Genomic DNA, 17143 nt, shown 5'->3' on the forward strand with positions numbered 1-17143 from the left:
CAGCTCCGTATCGATTGAGGAAAGCGGTGTGCCATGGATAAGGTTGCATCTACACAAACCCTTGCCCGGGCCGGACGCAGCAAGGCAGCATCGCGCTTTGGAATGGCCGCGCTGGCGGCAGCGCTGAGTCTCGCCGCTTGTGCGACTCCGAACAGTAATTTCACCAGCGTGTCGTCGCAAATCAATGTGGCCGAGCAATTTGTCAGAAACGGTGAATACAGCCAAGGCTACGGCATCTACGACCGGGTTGCAGAGCGCAACAGCCAATCCCACAAGGCCTTTCTTGAACTGGGCGATTCCTACTTCCGTATCAATGCCTTCCTGAAGGCTGAGACCAGCTACCGGAAAGCTATAGCGCTGGGTGCCCGCGAGGAAGGGCACATCGGGCTGGGCCGTGTTGGACTGGCCCAGAACAAACCCCGAGATGCGGAACAGGCGTTCCAGTCGGCGCTGCAGAAAAATCCGTCCAATATCGACGCCAGGAACGGGCTGGCCGTTGCCTATGATCTGCAGCGCCAGCACAGCAAGGCTCAGGCGATCTACCGGGAGATCCTTCTGGTGGAACCCGGCCACACGAAAACGCTTAATAATTTCGCCCTTTCCATGACACTGAACGGTTCGCCGAGCCTGTCCAAGCCCCTGTTCGCTGCTCTGACGCAGTCCAATCCGGACAATGCAACCATCCGGCAAAATCTGGCCATCACGCAATATTTGTCAGGTGAGCACCAACAAGCTCAGCGCACGGCGTCCGTCGACCTGTCGACAGCGCAGGCCAATGAGAATTTTCGCCTTTTGTCACGGGCTCTTGTCCTCGCCAGGTGACATCGCGCCAGCTGCCAAACTTTTGCAGAGCTGAAGCAAGACCGGGTCATCGCAGGGCCAGTATCTGTGCGCCGCGATCCAGCGAGATAGGATTTTCCTATTTTGACTTCAGCCGCATCCCGGCTTCTGCTCCAGAGGCAGGAGGCCGCGATGAAAATTTCTTTTTCTCCCAAAACTGCCGGTGCTGACCTTCAGCAGACAGGACCGTTGCAGACAAAGAAGCAGCAGAAGAAACAGCCTGCGCTGCCGTCTTCTCCAGGAGTCGCTCCGCAACCAAAACCGAAATCCAGTCTCACGAGCCTGTTCTCGGAAGCAGCGAAGGTTTTCAAGAAAGAGGCCCTTTCACCAGAACAGAAAATGGCGAAACAGGAGGTCAAGTCCGCAAAATCCGGCCTGACGCAAGCCCGCGACCGGGTTGCAGAACAAAAGAACCGCCTGCAGCGCACGGAAAACAGCTTTGACAAGAACATCACCCAGTTGCGGGCAGACGAAAAGCAAAGCCAAGCCGCCGCAAGGCAGGCCAAGCAGAAATTCGAAATTTTCTCAAAGAACTTCAAGGAACTAAACAAGCCGGTAATTGAGGAGCTGAAACTGAAAAAGGCGCGGCTGGCACAGCTGAAGCGCAATCCGGGACCAAACGCAAAAGAAATCAAGTCGCTGGAAAAGAACATAGCCGCGGTGACCAATGCCTTGAAGGGGCAGCTCAGCCTGCAGAAAAAGGCCATGGAAGGCACCATCAAACGCGAGGAACAGCGCCAGAAAACGATCAGCGGCATAATCAGCCGCGAGAAATCTAACAAGGCTTCGGCGCTGGCGGAACAAGGCCTCCGGCTTGAAGATGCCCGGCATCACAAGGCTCTGGCAAAGGGACAGCTGGCGATTGCCGAAGCCGAATTCGCGTTAGCCCGGCTGAAGACTGCAAAAAAATGAAGAACGCACCGGTTATTCAGCCTTCAGTTCAGCCCGAAACGTGTCAATGAAACGGCGGACAGACAGGGGTGCCTTGTCTCCGTAGGGATGAATCGCGGAAATGCGTGTCGGCGGCTGCTCGAGTTGCGGCAGTGCTTTGACCACCTCGCCCGTTTCGACGAATTCCTCCATCAGAATATCCGGCAATAGCGCCATTCCGAACCCGTCTTTGACCAGGCCGCGGGCTACAGCCGCCGTATTGCATTGAACGCAGGTCTCGAACACCAGCTTGGCCTGTTTCCCATCCGGAGTGCGATAGGAATGCTGGATCGGATTGCCCTGCCAGTTCTGCGCAATGTAACGGTAACGGGCAACTTCAGAGGGATCGCTGACCCCGTCCTGTCTAAACCCGGAATATCCCAGATAATCCCGGCTGACCCACAGCGACGCCGGCATGTAGCCAACTGTTTGGGTACGGTAATTGCTGTCCGGCAATTCTCCCAGGCGAATGGCGACATCGATTTTATTGCTGATCAGGTCAAGGCGGGAATCATCAATCAACAGGCGCGGCATGACTTCCGGATAATCTGCACGGATTTTTTTCAAGGCCGGAATCACGGCGGAACATACGGTGGCGAAGGGGGCTGTGATGGTCAGCTCTCCTGCGGGAGTATCAAGCGCGGAACTGATCTCCTCCTCGGCCTCCCTGGCCATCGACATGATCTTAAGGCAAGCCTGATAGTACATGCCGCCGGTTTCGGTCAGCGATTGCTGCCGTGTTGTCCGGTTCAGGAGGCGCGTGCCCAGCGAATTTTCAAGGTCCTTCAGGGATTGACTGACACTCGACTTGGCAAGCGCAAGCTTTTCCGCCGCAGCTGTGATGGATCCGGACTCAACAACGGCCACAAAAATGCGGACATGAGGTGTGATTGTTATGCTCATGCAGTCGGACCTCAAAGTACCTTGTCAATGTCAGGCAACCGCTATCCTCAAGGATAGCAGCTGTTGCGCTTGTCCCCGCAAAGGGTGCGAAAGTTGACCAGCGTCACTCAGCACTGAACGGCATAACAATTATCTATAACTTAATCGGCGCGATTAGCTGCACACTCTTAAGCTGAAGTTGCAGTAGTCTAGTCAGTCACAAAGGAGCCGGGCACTCAGAACGCTCGGGCCTGAAGAGGAGATTTGCCGTGCCGGATAGGATATCGCCACAGAACGTGCAACCGCAATTGCCACCGTCTCAGCAAGAAACCGCTCCTCAATCACGGCAGCGCCAGGGCGTGTCCCAGAATACGTCAAATGCCGCACAGAATGCGCAGGCGGCACAAGCCGGAGCAGCAGACCAAGTGCCGGCACGGCAGGTTTTCGCCGCTGCTTCCAACGCATCTGCCCGCGGCGCAGATGAGACTGAGGCCTCCCCGTTCCAAAGGGGAAGCGAGACACGGGCAGCAACCAAACGCAGAGCAGGCGCCTTCCTTGGCAAGCAGGCAGACCGCACCCCAGCTCAGACTGCGGCATCTCCCTTTGAACGGGCAAGTCCGGAACGTGCGCAGGTCAAGCGCGGGTCAGCTGCTCCCGGCAAGGCGGCGGATCAAAAGCCTGCGGCTTCTGAGAACGCTGCCTTCAGGGACCTTCAGAGCAAAAGCAAAGTTGCCCGGGCGTTCATGCATATGAAGCCCACACTGATCATGGGCAAAGTCCGCGCGAACACAAAGGTTGTGCATCAGGACGCCGAATCTGTACGCAAGCGTGAAGTTAAGAAAGAACGCTACAAGGGCGAGGGCCGAAACGAGGCTACACTGGCAAAGAAAGCCGCCATAAAAGAGGGGAAGCAATGGGCCCAGCTTTTCAAAACCGGCGGCAAACTGGCTGCGCTCGCCGTGCGAAATGACAATAACAGGGAAACCGGAAAATACGGCAACGATCCGGCCTCACAGCTAAACAAAGCCTCGCCAGGGCGGTGGCTGGCAAAATCCAGCATGAACAAGGTCTTCAACACCGAAACACGCGACGACCTCAAAAAATCCTTTGCCGCCTACCTGGACAGCACCCGGCCGGGCTCCTCGATCAACATTGACATGGCAACCAATGTGAAGTGGGGGCCGCGCATCCCCATTGGCGCTATCGTGGCCCTGCCGGTTGGGCCGACAGTGGGTCTTGATGTCAATCACGACCGCACCACAGGGTTCAAGATTGAACGCCAGGACGACGGCAATTTCTCGATCAAACTGAAGTACGACCAGGCTGACGGCGCAGGTTTGCGGGCAAGCGTGGCGCCTGACTTTGGAACCGTCGGCGGATTGGAAGAGAGTGTCGACAACAGTTTCCTGTTTGCCGCCGCAAATGCCGGCGGCAGCCACAAGGAGGAGCGCAGCCTCACCATCAAGGACCAGTCGCTGGAAAGAACAGCCGAGTTCTTCAATCTTTATATGGATCACGATGTTTCCAAGGACCAAGGAGACGACGCTGTTCACGGAAAGAAATCGACCAACAAGTTTGCAGCCTGGGCCGCGTTTGGCCCCGGCGGCTATGCGGATTCGCTAGGCGAGGCCAATATGGGCGGGTTCGCTACGGTCAGTGTCGGCAAGGAGTTGGGCGGCAAGGACAAGACCTACAAGCTTCAGGACTCGTCCGCTGGCGACGGAACTAAGGTCAAGGTTGAAGTGAAGACTGAAAAAGTCAAAGCCGAGCACACGATCTGGAACGGCGATGCGTCAACCGACGCTGGCTTTGGATGGGGACTGTCCCAGATCAGGGACGGTGTGGATTGGGATCCCAGGGTTGAGCCTTCCCCTGAACCGGCAAATCCCGATGTCGAAACTCCAAAACCGGAGACCGGGCAGCCGACAGGCAGCTACAACATCACAACGCGCCACCAGAATTTCGCCGGCGAAGGCACTGCTCTGACACGCAATAAAAACGGAAGTGATCCAAAGGACAAAAAAGTCTCAGTGCCGCAGGCGGACTCTCAGCTCCGGGAGATGAGCGCCAAACGCTCGACCATTCCAACCCGCAAGGAGCGCTGGACCGCAGAAGGCAGTTCCGGCCTCAAGCCGGAATCCCTGTTTGGCGAGAAACGCGCTGCCAAAATCATGGCAAAAGCCATATCGACGCTGAAAGAGGCGACAGGCGAAGACTACGATGTCCGCAAGCGGAACCTGAAGTTCAACGCTACAATGACCGTAAAACCGGAGGCATTTGACAAGGCTAGAACTGAGACAATCCAGGAATTCGGCCACGAAGATGCGGCTGAGCTGAAAAAGAAGCTGAAAACGATCCTTGAAAACCCAAAAAAGTTTCACGACGACATCGACTTCAGCGTATCGATGACCGAAAGCAAAACCTATGGTCAGGGCGCCAAGTTCGGCATTCCCTTCCTGGCAAGCGTCATGGAAAAGGCCGATATCACCTTCTCCCGCTCCTTTGAGCTGGGCATCGCCGATGACGACAAGGCCATCCGTTACAGTCAAGCGCAATTTGAAGAGGCCTACGGCCGGTCTGCCAGCAGAAGCGCACCAGAGGAGCAGGCCGCAGGTGGCGTTGAGGTGCCTGACAGGTACACAATAAGCACCCCGCCAGGTCTCGAAACAATTCCCGAGGAAGATGAAAGCTTGGAAGGCGATACCGCCGCGGGAACCGCGGAAGCAACGGAATCGGTCGCGGCATTTTCTCAGCAGGACATGGATGATATCTTTGCGCCGATGAACAAACGGAATTAACCAGTGAAACTTCGGGCTTGATCTGACTGACAGCCAAGCTTTCCACCCGGACGGCTTGGCGCTGACCCTCCGTATCAGCGGCCAAGTATCCTGGACCGCGGTATCACGGCAACGGCCAGACACATGCCGGAAGCACAGTTCTACCGGTGATACTGCGCAAACACCTGGCCCTCCAGCCAAGTGATTGCCACCGGGGTCCCGTACAGCGCAGTCAGGCGCTCGGCAGTCGCGGCCTCTGTCACCGGGCCCTGAAAGGCCACCTGCCCGTCCCGCAGCGCCACCACGTGATCGGCCCAGCTGACCGCATAGTTCAGATCATGCACCACGATCACGACGCCCTTGCCCTGCGCCTCTGCCAGCTCCCGCAGCTGCGCCATCAGGTTGCGGGCATGGTGCAGATCGAGGTTATTCAGCGGCTCATCCAGCAGCAGCCAGTCGGTGTCCTGCGCATAGGCCATGGCGATAAAGGCCCGCTGCCGCTGCCCGCCTGACAGCTCATCCAGAAACCTTTGCTGCAGATCGCCCAGATCGAACAGTTCCACCGCCCCGGCAATGGCCGCATTGTCGGCAGGCCCCAGCCGCCCCGCACTGTGCGGCCAGCGGCCAAAGCCGACCAGGTCGCGCACCCGGACCCGGCTGGCAACGCTCAGATGCTGCGCCACCACAGCCATCTTGCGGGCCAGATCTGCCGGGACCGTCTGCGCCAGATCCATCCCGTCCATGCGGATGCTGCCGCTGCCCGCGGTCAACTGCCGCGCGATCAGCTTCAGCAGCGTTGACTTTCCCGCGCCATTGGGACCGATCAGCACCGTCACCCGGCCCGCCGGGATTTCAGCACTCACATTTTGCAGGATGGGATTTCCCGCAGCGCCATAGCCGAGGTTTGAGACTTGGATCACCGGATTTTTCCTCTCACCAGCAGGACAAGGAACAACAGACCGCCGCAGAACTCGATGACAACGGCCAGGGTGGATTGCAGATGCAGCAGCCGCTCGAACACGGTCTGGCCCGCCACCAGGATCAGCGCGCCGATCAGCGCGGCGGCAGGCAAAAGCAGCGCGTGGCGGTGGCTCTGCATCAGACTGTGGGCAAGGCTGGTCACCAAGAGGCCAAGGAAGGCCAGCGGCCCCACCAGCGCCGTCGCAACCGAAACCAGCGCCGCAATCAGGCAGAGAACCCGCAGCTGCAGCCCGTCATATGCCACGCCAAGGCTGCGCGCCGTGGTGCGTCCCAGCGCAGCCACATCCAGCACGCGGTGATGACGCACCAGCCACAGGGCCGCCAGCGCCATCAGCCCCAACCCCGCTATCAGCGCCGAGCGGTCGATGCCGCTGAACTGGGCAAACATCCGCGCCTCAACCATGGTGAATTCCGAGGGCTCCATCAGCCGCTGCAAAAAGGCTGTGAGGGTCCGGAACATCACCCCCAGCACCACGCCCGCCAGCACCATCAGCTGGATATCGTGCCGGGTGCGGCTGAGCAGGCTGGTGAACAACAGCAGTGCCGCTCCCAGCATCACCGCGGTCTCCAGCGCAAAGCCCGGCAGGCCGCTGATCCGGCTGGCGCCCGCAGCCCCCAACCCCACCACCAGCCCGGTCTGCAAAAGCAGGAACAGCGCATCAAACCCCATGATCGAGGGCGTCAGGATACGGTTCTGACTGATGGTCTGAAACAGCACTGTTGCCACCCCGGCTGAGGCGCCGACTGCCAGCAGGGCCGTCAGCTTGACCAGCCGCAGCTCCAGAATATAGGCGGTCGGGCCGCGCAAACCCCAGAACAGGAACAGCGCCGCCGCTGCCGCCAGTAAGCAGCCCAGAACAATCAGCCGCCGGTCAGCCACCCGCCCGCCGCCCCAGCAGAAGGTACAGGAAAACGGCAGCCCCGAAGATGCCGAACACGGTGCCCGCAGGGATTTCATAGGGGTAGCGCAACACGCGCCCCAGGATATCGCAGATCAGCAGAAGCCCGGCCCCGGCGGCGGCCACAACCGGCAAGCCTTCGCGCAGGTTGTCACCCATCAGCCGCGATACCAGATTGGGCACCACCAGGCCGATAAACGGCAGCATCCCCACGGTCACGATCACCAGGGACGACACCAGCGACACGGTGACAATCCCGAACCCCAGCACCTGCCCGTAACGCAGGCCCAGGTTCAGGCTGACATCGCGCCCCAGCCCGGCAATGGTGAACTGATCGGCGGCAAAATAGGCCAGAAGCGCCAGCCCGCCCGCCAGCCAAAGCAGCTCATACCGGCCCGCCAGAATGCCGGAGAACTCACCGCTCATCCACACACCAAGGTACTGCAGCAGCCCGCCCTCGATGGCGATGAAGGTGGCCACCGCCATCAGAAGCCCGCCGTAGACCAGCCCGGACAGGGGGATCAGCAGCACCTGATGCGGCGGGATGCGGCGTGCCAGCAGCATGAAGACGCCGGTGCCCGCCAGCGCCGCCCCGGCGGCCGCCAGCATCTTGACCAGAATGGGCGCGCCGGGAGCCAGCAGCGTCACCGCCAGAAGGCCAAGCATCGCTGCCTCGCTTGTGCCGGTGGTGCCCGGCTCGACAAACTTGTTGCGCACCAGCAGTTGCATGATCACCCCCGCCACCGCCATCGCCGCACCGGTCAACAGCACCGCAGCGGTGCGGGGGATGCGGCTGACCGCCAGCACCTGCAGCGCCTGCGGATCGCTCAGCAGCGTGCCCAGCGGCAGCGGCCCGGCCCCCACCAGCAAGCTTACCAGTGCCAGCGGCACCAAGAGCGCCGCCGCCAGCAGCAGCCAGCGGCGCGGCGCAGCCAAAGCTTGGGCGGCCAAATCAGCCACCCGCTTTACCGCCCTGCGAAAACCCGGCTTTGATTTCCTCCAAAGTGGCGCTCATCGACTGGATGCCGCCGCCCGCCACATAGATATTGGCGGCGTTCAGATAGATCACCTGCCCCGCGGCCCAGGCCTTGGTGCCTGCCACCAGCGCGTTGTCCAGCGTCACCTCGGCGGCCTGATTGCCCTGCCCCAGCGCTACCGCCCGGTCCACCACGATCAGCCAGTCGGGATCTGCGGCAGCAATGAATTCAAACGAAATGGCCTCGCCATGGGTCTGCGCATCCAGATCCGGAACCGCCTCCGGCAGCTCCAGCGCCTGATGCAGCCAGCCGAACCGCGACCCGGCGCCATAGGCCGAGACCCGCGGCCCGTTGGTCATCACGATCAGCGCGTCGCCCCGCCCGGCCACCGACGCGCCGGCCTCTGCCAGCTTGACATTGAATGCCGCCTCCAGCTCCGCCGCTCGGTCTTCGCGCCCTGTCAGCTGGCCATAGCTGCGCAGCCGCGCCAGCGCCTGCTCTGCCAGATCGATGCCCCAGATCGTCATGTCGATGGCCGGTGCAATCTCCGCCAGCGGCTCCACTTGCATGGAGGACCGCCCGCCCGCCACGATCAGGTCCGGCGCCAGCATGGCAATCGCCTCGAAATCCGGCTCAAACAGCGTGCCGGCAGAGCCGGCATGCTCCTTCAGATCATCCAGATAGCTGACGAACATCTCGGCAGGCAGGCCCACGGGCTGAACCCCAAGCGCGCCCAGCGTGTCCGCCGCAGCCACATCCAGAACCACGATTCTTTCAGGAGTTTCAGGCAGCTCGACCCTGCCGCGCGCAGTTTCCACTGCCAGTTCCTGCGCCGATGCCGCACCCGTCAGGGCGAAAAAAACCGGCGCGGCCAGTTGCAAAAGCTTCCAATGTGCCATTTCCTGTCCTCTGATGAGTTGGAATTCGGCTGGCTTGGAAGGCTTGCTGAAAATCAAGGGGGGCTTACCGGCACATGCGGCAAAAGTCCAGACGCGCCATTTCGCTGCCCCGGCGGCAGCCTGCGGATGCGCCCGCCCGGCGAAGGCGCGCAAATCACCGCCCTGCCTGCAGAAAACCTCTTGATGCAGCTGAGCACCGATTGTAAGGAGACGGCCACCGCACGGTCCTGCACCTGATAAGGCTTCGACCCGAACCTTCAGCTTTGCACCTCCCAGCCCCCTCGAACTCTGGACAGAAAGGCCCCGCGATGCCGCACCGGCTCCCCCTCTCCGATTTCCCGAAACACCCGGCACAGGCGCAAAACCGATGAGCAGCGGCGCAACCTATGAGGGCCTCTATGGCCTCGACGCCTGGGGCAGCGGCATGCTGGAGGTCACCCCGGACGGTGCCGTGGCGCTGCGCCTGCCGCAGGACCCGGACGCCAAGCCGACCCCGCTGCCGGAGGTTATCGCGGCGATTGAGGCGCGCGGCATTTCCGCCCCGGTGGTGCTGCGGGTGCATCAGTTTCTGGAACAGTCCCTGAACCAGCTGCACGACGCCTTCAACGGCGCGATTGAGGCTGCGGGCTACAAGGGCCAGTACCGCGGCGTGTTCCCGATCAAGGTGAACCAGCAGGCCGAGGTGATAGGCCATCTGATGGCTGCGGGCCAGAAATTCAACTACGGGCTGGAAGCCGGCTCCAAGCCGGAGCTGATGATTGCCCTGTCGCAGCCCCTGCCCGAAGACGCGCTGCTGATCTGCAACGGATCCAAGGACGAGGCCTTTATCCGGCTGGCGATCCTGTCGCGCAAGCTGGGCCACAATACCGTCATCGTCATTGAGACGCTGGACGAGTTCGACATCATCCGCCGGGTGGCGGAGGATCTGGATATCCGCCCGCTTCTGGGCGTGCGGGTCAAGCTGACCGAGCGCGTCACCGGCAAGTGGCAGGAAAGCTCCGGCGACCGTTCCACCTTCGGGCTTGGCGCCCATGATCTTGTGACCCTGATGGACCGCCTGCGCGACAGCGGTTTCCTTGATTGCCTGGTACTGCAGCACAGCCACCTCGGCAGCCAGGTCCCCAACATCTTCGACATCCGCCGCGCCGCGGATGAGGCCTGCCGCTTCTTTGTCGAACTGACCCGCATGGGTGCGCCGCTGACCCATATGGACCTCGGCGGCGGCCTGGGCGTCGACTACACCGGCGCCCGCCGTCCGGACGACAACTCGGTCAACTACACCGTCAACGAATACTGCACCAACATTGTTGAAACCATCCGCTATGCGCTGGATGAGGCGGGCCTGCCCCACCCCGCCATCGTCACCGAAAGCGGCCGCTTCGTGGTCGCGCATTCCTCGATTTTCATCTTCGAGGTGCTGGGCGCCACGCTCTATGATGCGCCGCAAAAGCCGGAGGTGCAGCCCGACGACCACCATCTGGTTTCCGACCTTATGGCGGTGGAGGCCTACATCGGCGCACCGCGCTTCCAGGAGGCGCTGAACGACGCGATTTATTACCGCGATGAACTGCGCGCGCTGTTCCGCCGCGGCCAGATCGGGCTGGCGCAGCTGTCGCGCGCCGAACAGGCGTTTCTCTATCTGGCCGGCCTGTTCAAAGCCGCCGCCCGCGGCGACGAAAGCCTGACAGAGGCCGCCAGCGCCCTGGGCGCCTTCACCGACCACTATCAGGGCAACTTCTCGCTGTTCCAGTCGCTGCCGGACGTCTGGGCGATCGACCAGCTGCACCCGATGATGCCGCTGCAGCGCCTGAACGAGATGCCGTCGCGCAACGCAATGATCACCGACATCACCTGCGACAGCGACGGCAAGCTGGATCACTTCATCCTCGCTGACGGCACCTCCAACGCGCTGCCGGTCCACGACCTGCGCGAGGATGAGCACTACCTGATCGGCGTGTTCTTTGTCGGTGCCTATCAGGAAACGCTGGGCGACTTGCACAACCTGTTTGGCGATGCCAACGTGGTCACCATCTCTCTGGACGGCCAGGGCGGCTTTGATATCGAGCACGAGACCGAAGCCGATACCATTGCCGAAGTGCTGTCCTATGTCGAATACGACCCGCGCCAGTGCCTGGAAACCTTCCGCAAGCGGGTGGAACGCGCCGTGAAATCCGGCAAAGTCAACGCTGCGGAGCGCCGACAGATGATTGCCGCCTACAAGGACAGCCTCGCGGGCAGCACTTATTTCGACTGAAGCCGCCCCCCGGCTGACCACCCAGGGGCACATCGGAACACCTGGGCCCCGGCCCCATCTGCAAAGGAAAATACACATGGAAAAGGTTCTGGTTGTTGGCGCCGGCGGCGTCGGATCCGTATCGGTCACCAAGATGGCCATGCACCCGGAGATCTTTAAGGAGATCACTCTGGCCAGCCGCACGGTCTCCAAATGCGAGGAGATCGCCGCCAACGTCAAGGAACGCACCGGCGTCACCATCCGCACCGCGCAGCTGGACGCGATGAACGTCGCCGACACCGTGGCGCTGATCAAGGAAACCGGCGCAGAGCTGCTGGTGAACCTCGCCCTGCCTTATCAGGATCTGGTGCTGATGGACGCCTGCCTCGAGGCCGGCATTCACTATCTCGACACCGCCAACTATGAGCCCGAGGACGAGGCCAAGTTCGAGTACAAATGGCAGTGGGCCTATCAGGAGCGTTTCAAGGAAGCGGGCCTGACCGCGATCCTGGGCGCCGGTTTCGATCCGGGCGTCACCTCGATCATGGCCACCTGGGTGCGCAAGCACAAGCTGGAGGGCATCCGCCTGATCGACGTGCTGGACTGCAACGGCGGCGACAACGGCAAGCCGTTCGCCACCAACTTCAACCCGGAAATCAACATCCGCGAAGTCACCGCTCCGGCCCGCCACTGGGAAAACGGCGCCTGGGTCGAAAGCCCGGCAATGACGCACAAGTACGAGTTCGACTTCCCCGCCGTGGGCAAGAAGAACATGTACCTGATGTACCACGAGGAGCTGGAGTCGCTGTCGACCCACTTCCCGGAAATCGAGCGTGCCCGTTTCTGGATGACCTTCGGCGATGCCTACATCAACCATGTCACCGTGCTGCAGAACGTCGGCATGACCGGCATCGAGCCGGTGATGCACAACGGCCAGGAAATCATCCCGCTGCAGTTCCTGAAAACCGTGCTGCCGGATCCGTCGGAACTGGGTGAGCTGACCAAGGGCAAGACCTGCATCGGCGACATCATCACCGGCCCGGCCAAGGACGGCGGCGCAGAGAAGACTTATTACATCTACAACATCTGCGACCATGAGGAATGCTATGCCGAGGTCGGCAGCCAGGCGGTGGCCTACACCACCGGCGTGCCGGCAATGATCGGCGCCGCGATGGTGATGAACGGCACCTGGCGCGAGCCGGGCGTGTGGAACACCGAACAGCTGGACCCGGATGCCTTCATGGACATGCTGAACACCGACGGCCTGCCCTGGCAGGTGGTCGAACTGGAAGGCCACCCGGAGTTCTAAGCGCTCCAAGACACCGGCTGCGGGCATCCACTGCCCGCGGCCAGACAAACGGGCTGGTTTCATACAGAGCACGCCGCGCAAAAGTGGGCACCGGTTTTGCGCTCCCCGGGCGTGTGTCAGCAAACAGAAGCCGGCCCTTTCCGTTCCCGCCGCAACGAAAGACCCCGCCATGGACATCAAAGCGCTCTCCACCGAAAGCTTTGCCCGCTTCGACCTGCACCGTGTGCCCTCCCCCTGTTTCGTGGTGGATGAGGCCGCGGTCGAGCGCAACCTGACGATCCTGAAACAGGTCGCGGATGCCTCCGGCGCCAACGTCCTCTTGGCGCTCAAGGCATTCTCGATGTTTGCCGTGGCCCCGCTTGTGCGGCGCTACCTGTCCGGCACCTGCGCCTCCGGCCTCTATGAGGCCCGGCTGGCGCGCGAGGAATTCGGCGGCGAGGTCACCACTTATTCGGCCGGCTTCAAGGCCGAAGACCTGCCGGAGATCATCCGCCTGTCGGATCACCTGATCTTCAACTCCCCCGCCCAGCACCGCCGCTTTGCGCCGCTGATTGCAGAGGCGCGCGCGAAGGGCGAAACCATCTCCATCGGCCTGCGCGTGAACCCCGAGCATTCCGAAGGCTGGAACGAGAAATACGACCCCACCGCCCCCTGCTCGCGTCTCGGCACGCCGGTGTCGCAGCTGAGCGATCAGGACTGGGAAGGCGTCGAGGGCCTGCATATGCACACGCTCTGCGAACAGCTGTTCGAACCGCTGCAGCGCACTTTCGCCGCGCTGGAGGAGAAGATGGGTAACCACCTCAAGCAGCTCAAATGGATCAACCTCGGCGGCGGCCACCACATCACCATGCCGGACTATGACCGCGACGGTCTGATCGCTCTGATCCGCCACATCCGCGAAACCTTCGATGTCGAGGTCTTCATCGAACCGGGCGAGGCGGTGGCGCTGCACTCCGGCATTCTGGTGGGTGAGATCCTGGACGTTGCCGAAAACGCCATGCCGCTGGCGATCACCGATATCTCCGCCACCTGCCACATGCCCGATGTGATCGAGGCTCCCTACCGTCCCGATCTGCTGGGCGAAGTCTCGGACGTACCGCCGCACCGCCTGGGCGGGCCGTCCTGCCTGGCGGGCGACGTGATCGGTGACTACGGCTTTGCCGCGCCGCCCCAGCCCGGCGACCGCATCGCCTTCCTGGACCAGTCGCATTACTCGATGGTCAAGACCAACACCTTCAACGGCGTTCCCCTGCCCGCGATTGCGCTGTGGAACTCCGAGACTGACGCGCTGAAACTCCTGCGCACCCCCTCCTATGACGATTTCAAGGACCGCCTGTCATGACCTACTTCCTCGAAGGCGAACTGAGCGACGCCGAACGCGATCCCGCCACCGCCCGCTTCCGGGTGATCCCGGTGCCGCTGGAGCGCACCGTGTCTTATGGCGGCGGAACCGAAGGCGGGCCTGAGGCCATTCTTGAAGCCAGCGTCGAGCTGGAACGCCTCTACCGCGACGCGGAACCCTGCGCAGCAGGCATCGTCACCGAAGAAGCCGTCGACTGCACCGGTCCCCTGCCCCAGGTGATGGAGCGCATCGCCGCCCGCGCCGAGGCCGCGGTGGCCGCAGGCGCAGTGCCGGTGACGCTGGGCGGCGAGCACGCGCTCAGCTACGGGGCGGTGCGCGGCGTGGCCCGCGCGCTGGGGCGCCCCGTGGGTATCGTCCAGATCGACGCCCACGCCGACCTGCGCAAGGCCTATCAGGACGAACGCCACTCCCACGCCTCGGTGATGCAGCTGCTGGCAGAGGAAGACGGGATCCGCATCGCCCAGTACGGCGTCCGCGCCATGAGCCAGGAAGAGGTCGACCGCCGCGCCGCCTGCCACGTGATCTCCATCGACGCAGAGGAGCTGGTCACCGGCAACATCCACTCCGTCACCCTGCCCGAAGATTTCCCGCAGGACGTCTATGTCTCCTTTGACGTCGACGGTCTGGACCCGGCGATCCTGCCTGCCACCGGCACACCTGTGCCCGGCGGCCTCGGCTACTATCAGGCGCTCAACATCGTGCGCTCTGCGCTGGCGGGCCGCAATCTGGCCGGCTGCGACGTGGTGGAGCTGGCCCCCACTGAGGACAGCCGGGTCTCGGAATTCACCACCGCTCAGATCACCTATGCGCTGATGTCCTTCGCAGCGGCCAAGTAACGTGTCCGCGGCCGGGGCATACGTTTCCGGCCGCATCGCTTGCGCGGCAAAACTGCAACAGCCCATAACAAACTAATTTACTCAACAATACCCCCTTGCGCCCGGCGCAAGCCCTCCCTATCAGGCCCAAGCCTTTGAAAAGGCAAGCCAGGATTTAACCCAAGCTAACAGCTCCAAGAACACGGGTTAATCATGGCACGAACTTCCAGCATCCGCCTGTCCGGTCTGCTCTGCAGCACCGCGCTCACTCTCATCACCGCCTCCGCCGCGCTGGCCGAGGAAGACGATATCCTGTCGCTCGACCCGATCGTGGTCAAACAGCGCGACCCCATCGGCAACGCCGCAGACCGCGCCACCTCGATCTATGTGGCCGACGCCGAAATCGAACGCGCCGCAATGGGCGACCTCAAGGATCTGTTTGCGGGCATCGCCTCGGTCTCCGTCGGCGGCGGCATTCCGATTGCGCAAAAGATCTTCGTCAACGGCGTCGACATGCTGAACCTCGCGGTGCAGGTGGATGGCATCAGCCAGAACAACCGCACCTTCCACCACGTCAGCGCCAACGCCTTCGACCCCGGCCTGATGAAATCGGTGCGCGTCGATCCCGGTGTTGCCCCCGCCGACGCCGGCCCGCGCGCGCTGGCCGGCCGGGTGGTGATGGAAACCATCGACGCAGAGGATATTCTGGAAGACGGCGCAACCTTCGGCGGCCAGTCCCGCCTGTCCTATTCCAGCAACGGCAACACCGCCCAGGGGTCGCTGACCCTGGCGGGCCGCAGCGGCGGTTTCGAAATCCTCGGCTACGCCAAACGCGCCACCGGCAGCAACTACGAGGACGGCGGCGGCGTCGAAATCTCCGGCTCCGCCGCCAACCTGACCGCGGGCCTGCTGAAGTTTGCCTATGAAGGCGACCAGGGCGACCGGATCGAGCTGTCCTTCCAGGAGGCGCAGGACAACGAGCTTCGCAACATCCGGCCCAACTTCGGCCCCAGCAGCGGCGCCGACTTTGCCACCTATAACACCAGACGCCGCATCGCCTCGCTGCGCTATGAAAGCGGCAATGAATCCGGCCTCTGGGATCCCTCGGCCACCCTCGGCTTCTCCGAAATCAATGTCGACCGCCCGTCTGATCCGTGGGGCGATTCCACCTCCACCAGTTCGAACACCTACTCGCTGACGCTGCAGAACGATTTCCACCTGTCGGACAGCAACACGATCACCGCCGGGGTGGACTACCAGATCCGCGAAAGCTCGGTGAACGCAACCTGGACCAACGGCAAGACCGGCGAGGAAAGCAAAAACCTCGGCATCTTCGCTCAGGCCCGGCTGGAACCCACCGACCGGCTCAGCGTCTCAGCCGGTCTGCGCTATGACTGGCAGGACTTCACCGGCCAGGACTTCGCCCAGTCCGGCACCGCCTTCACTGACGAAGCCTCCGGCGCAAGCGGCAACCTGTCGGTGGTCTATGACGTGACAGACTCCCTGTCGCTGCGGGCAGGCTATTCAAACGTGTTCGGCGGCTATGACCTTGAAGACAACTTCCTGTTCTTCCGGACCTGGGATTACACGGACATCCGCTCTTCCCGCGCCGAAAACATCGTGGTCGGCGCCGACTGGCAGCGCGGCAACTGGACCCTGGGCGGCGAACTGTTCAAAACCAATATCGACAATGTCCGCAGCGTGTCCCGCCGCGGCGTTGTCTCCGGAAACGACTTTGAGAGCGAAGGCTTCAACATCGCCGCCACCTACGGCTGGAACAGCGGCTTTGCCCGCTTCACCATGAACAACGCCGACGTCTCCTTCAACGGCGAGGCGGCAGAGAGCTTCTTCCTGGTCGATTCCGGCACCCCGGTCGGCAAGGTGCTGGCGTTCGAGGTGCAGCAGGAGATCGCAACGATGAACCTGCTGGTCGGCGGCAGCGTCGAGGCGGCGCTCTCAAACGACAACGGCGTCTACGAAAGCTACACCCGGAAACAGCCCGGCTATGGCGTGCTGAACCTCTTTGCCGAATACAGCCCGCCGTCGCTGGGCAATCTGACCATCCGGACCGCCATCGACAACGTGTTCGACAAGCAATACGCCGACCGCGCCACCTATGGCACCGAGTATATCTCCTCGGAAGTTGCTACCCTCAACGAACCGGGCCGCAACATCTCGGTCGTTGCAACGCTCAAGTTCTAAGCCGCCGCGGGCTTGCAGTGCCCGGCGGTTCTCCGC

General features: G+C 62.1%; 13 protein-coding genes. 8 read left to right on the forward strand and 5 right to left on the reverse strand.

The window, feature by feature from the left end; all coding sequences use genetic code 11:
- The first annotated feature begins 33 nt into the window (after positions 1–33).
- Positions 34–822, forward strand: a complete 789-nt coding sequence (locus tag N6L27_RS15870; protein WP_271908275.1) for a tetratricopeptide repeat protein — start codon at positions 34–36, stop codon at positions 820–822.
- A gap of 102 nt (positions 823–924) precedes the next feature.
- Complete coding sequence (locus N6L27_RS15875; protein ID WP_271908276.1) at positions 925–1752, forward strand: hypothetical protein; 828 nt, start codon at positions 925–927, stop codon at positions 1750–1752.
- A gap of 12 nt (positions 1753–1764) precedes the next feature.
- Here N6L27_RS15875 and N6L27_RS15880 read toward each other — a convergent pair whose 3' ends face one another.
- On the reverse strand, positions 1765–2673 hold the full coding sequence (locus N6L27_RS15880) for a LysR family transcriptional regulator (RefSeq protein WP_260018929.1): 909 nt from the start codon (positions 2671–2673) through the stop codon (positions 1765–1767).
- Between the two features lie 248 nt (positions 2674–2921).
- Here N6L27_RS15880 and N6L27_RS15885 point away from each other — a divergent pair, with 248 nt between their 5' ends.
- Positions 2922–5450 (forward strand): hypothetical protein, encoded by a 2529-nt coding sequence (locus tag N6L27_RS15885; RefSeq protein WP_271908277.1) that lies wholly within the window; start codon positions 2922–2924, stop codon positions 5448–5450.
- 140 nt (positions 5451–5590) lie between these two features.
- Here the strand turns inward: N6L27_RS15885 and N6L27_RS15890 are convergent, their stop codons facing one another.
- From N6L27_RS15890 to N6L27_RS15905, 4 genes are read right to left on the reverse strand one after another with little or no spacing between them, the layout of a single operon-like run.
- Positions 5591–6349: an iron ABC transporter ATP-binding protein gene (locus tag N6L27_RS15890; RefSeq protein ID WP_271908278.1), complete on the reverse strand. Its 759-nt coding sequence runs from the start codon at positions 6347–6349 to the stop codon at positions 5591–5593.
- Positions 6346–7290 (reverse strand): iron chelate uptake ABC transporter family permease subunit, encoded by a 945-nt coding sequence (locus N6L27_RS15895; RefSeq protein WP_271908279.1) that lies wholly within the window; start codon positions 7288–7290, stop codon positions 6346–6348. The genes N6L27_RS15890 and N6L27_RS15895 overlap by 4 nt, the downstream gene beginning before the upstream one ends.
- Positions 7283–8269, reverse strand: coding sequence for an ABC transporter permease (locus N6L27_RS15900; RefSeq protein ID WP_442915786.1), 987 nt, complete (start codon positions 8267–8269; stop codon positions 7283–7285). The genes N6L27_RS15895 and N6L27_RS15900 overlap by 8 nt, the downstream gene beginning before the upstream one ends.
- Positions 8262–9185 carry a siderophore ABC transporter substrate-binding protein gene (locus N6L27_RS15905; RefSeq protein ID WP_271908280.1) on the reverse strand — a complete coding sequence of 308 codons (924 nt, stop codon included), beginning with the start codon at positions 9183–9185 and terminating at the stop codon, positions 8262–8264. Before N6L27_RS15905 ends, N6L27_RS15900 begins: the two co-directional genes overlap by 8 nt.
- A gap of 367 nt (positions 9186–9552) precedes the next feature.
- On the opposite strand from N6L27_RS15905, the gene speA reads away from it, so the two are divergent.
- The 5 genes from speA (at position 9553) to N6L27_RS15930 (ending at position 17107) form a co-directional block, all read left to right on the forward strand.
- Complete coding sequence (gene speA / locus N6L27_RS15910; protein WP_271908281.1) at positions 9553–11439, forward strand: biosynthetic arginine decarboxylase; 1887 nt, start codon at positions 9553–9555, stop codon at positions 11437–11439.
- 76 nt (positions 11440–11515) lie between these two features.
- Positions 11516–12727, forward strand: a complete 1212-nt coding sequence (locus N6L27_RS15915) for a saccharopine dehydrogenase family protein (protein ID WP_271908282.1) — start codon at positions 11516–11518, stop codon at positions 12725–12727.
- Between the two features lie 169 nt (positions 12728–12896).
- Positions 12897–14069: a carboxynorspermidine decarboxylase gene (gene nspC / locus N6L27_RS15920; RefSeq protein ID WP_271908283.1), complete on the forward strand. Its 1173-nt coding sequence runs from the start codon at positions 12897–12899 to the stop codon at positions 14067–14069.
- A complete protein-coding gene (speB, locus tag N6L27_RS15925; protein WP_271908284.1) occupies positions 14066–14926 on the forward strand; it encodes an agmatinase in 861 nt (286 codons plus the stop codon). The genes nspC and speB overlap by 4 nt, the downstream gene beginning before the upstream one ends.
- Before the next feature lie 192 nt (positions 14927–15118).
- Positions 15119–17107: a TonB-dependent receptor plug domain-containing protein gene (locus N6L27_RS15930; RefSeq protein WP_271908285.1), complete on the forward strand. Its 1989-nt coding sequence runs from the start codon at positions 15119–15121 to the stop codon at positions 17105–17107.
- Positions 17108–17143 lie beyond the last annotated feature (36 nt).

Origin of the sequence: Leisingera sp. SS27 (assembly GCF_028368855.1) — a bacterium.
Lineage (GTDB): Bacteria > Pseudomonadota > Alphaproteobacteria > Rhodobacterales > Rhodobacteraceae > Leisingera.

Excerpts from the sequence above, each read along its gene's own strand:
- N6L27_RS15870 (WP_271908275.1), top strand. The coding sequence starts at position 34 with ATGGATAAGGTTGCATCTACACAAACCCTTGCCCGGGCCGGACGCAGC.
- N6L27_RS15880 (WP_260018929.1), bottom strand. The coding sequence starts at position 2,673 with ATGAGCATAACAATCACACCTCATGTCCGCATTTTTGTGGCCGTTGTT.
- N6L27_RS15905 (WP_271908280.1), bottom strand. The coding sequence starts at position 9,185 with ATGGCACATTGGAAGCTTTTGCAACTGGCCGCGCCGGTTTTTTTCGCC.
- speA (WP_271908281.1), top strand. The coding sequence starts at position 9,553 with ATGAGCAGCGGCGCAACCTATGAGGGCCTCTATGGCCTCGACGCCTGG.
- N6L27_RS15915 (WP_271908282.1), top strand. The coding sequence starts at position 11,516 with ATGGAAAAGGTTCTGGTTGTTGGCGCCGGCGGCGTCGGATCCGTATCG.
- nspC (WP_271908283.1), top strand. The coding sequence starts at position 12,897 with ATGGACATCAAAGCGCTCTCCACCGAAAGCTTTGCCCGCTTCGACCTG.
- speB (WP_271908284.1), top strand. The coding sequence starts at position 14,066 with ATGACCTACTTCCTCGAAGGCGAACTGAGCGACGCCGAACGCGATCCC.
- N6L27_RS15930 (WP_271908285.1), top strand. The coding sequence starts at position 15,119 with ATGGCACGAACTTCCAGCATCCGCCTGTCCGGTCTGCTCTGCAGCACC.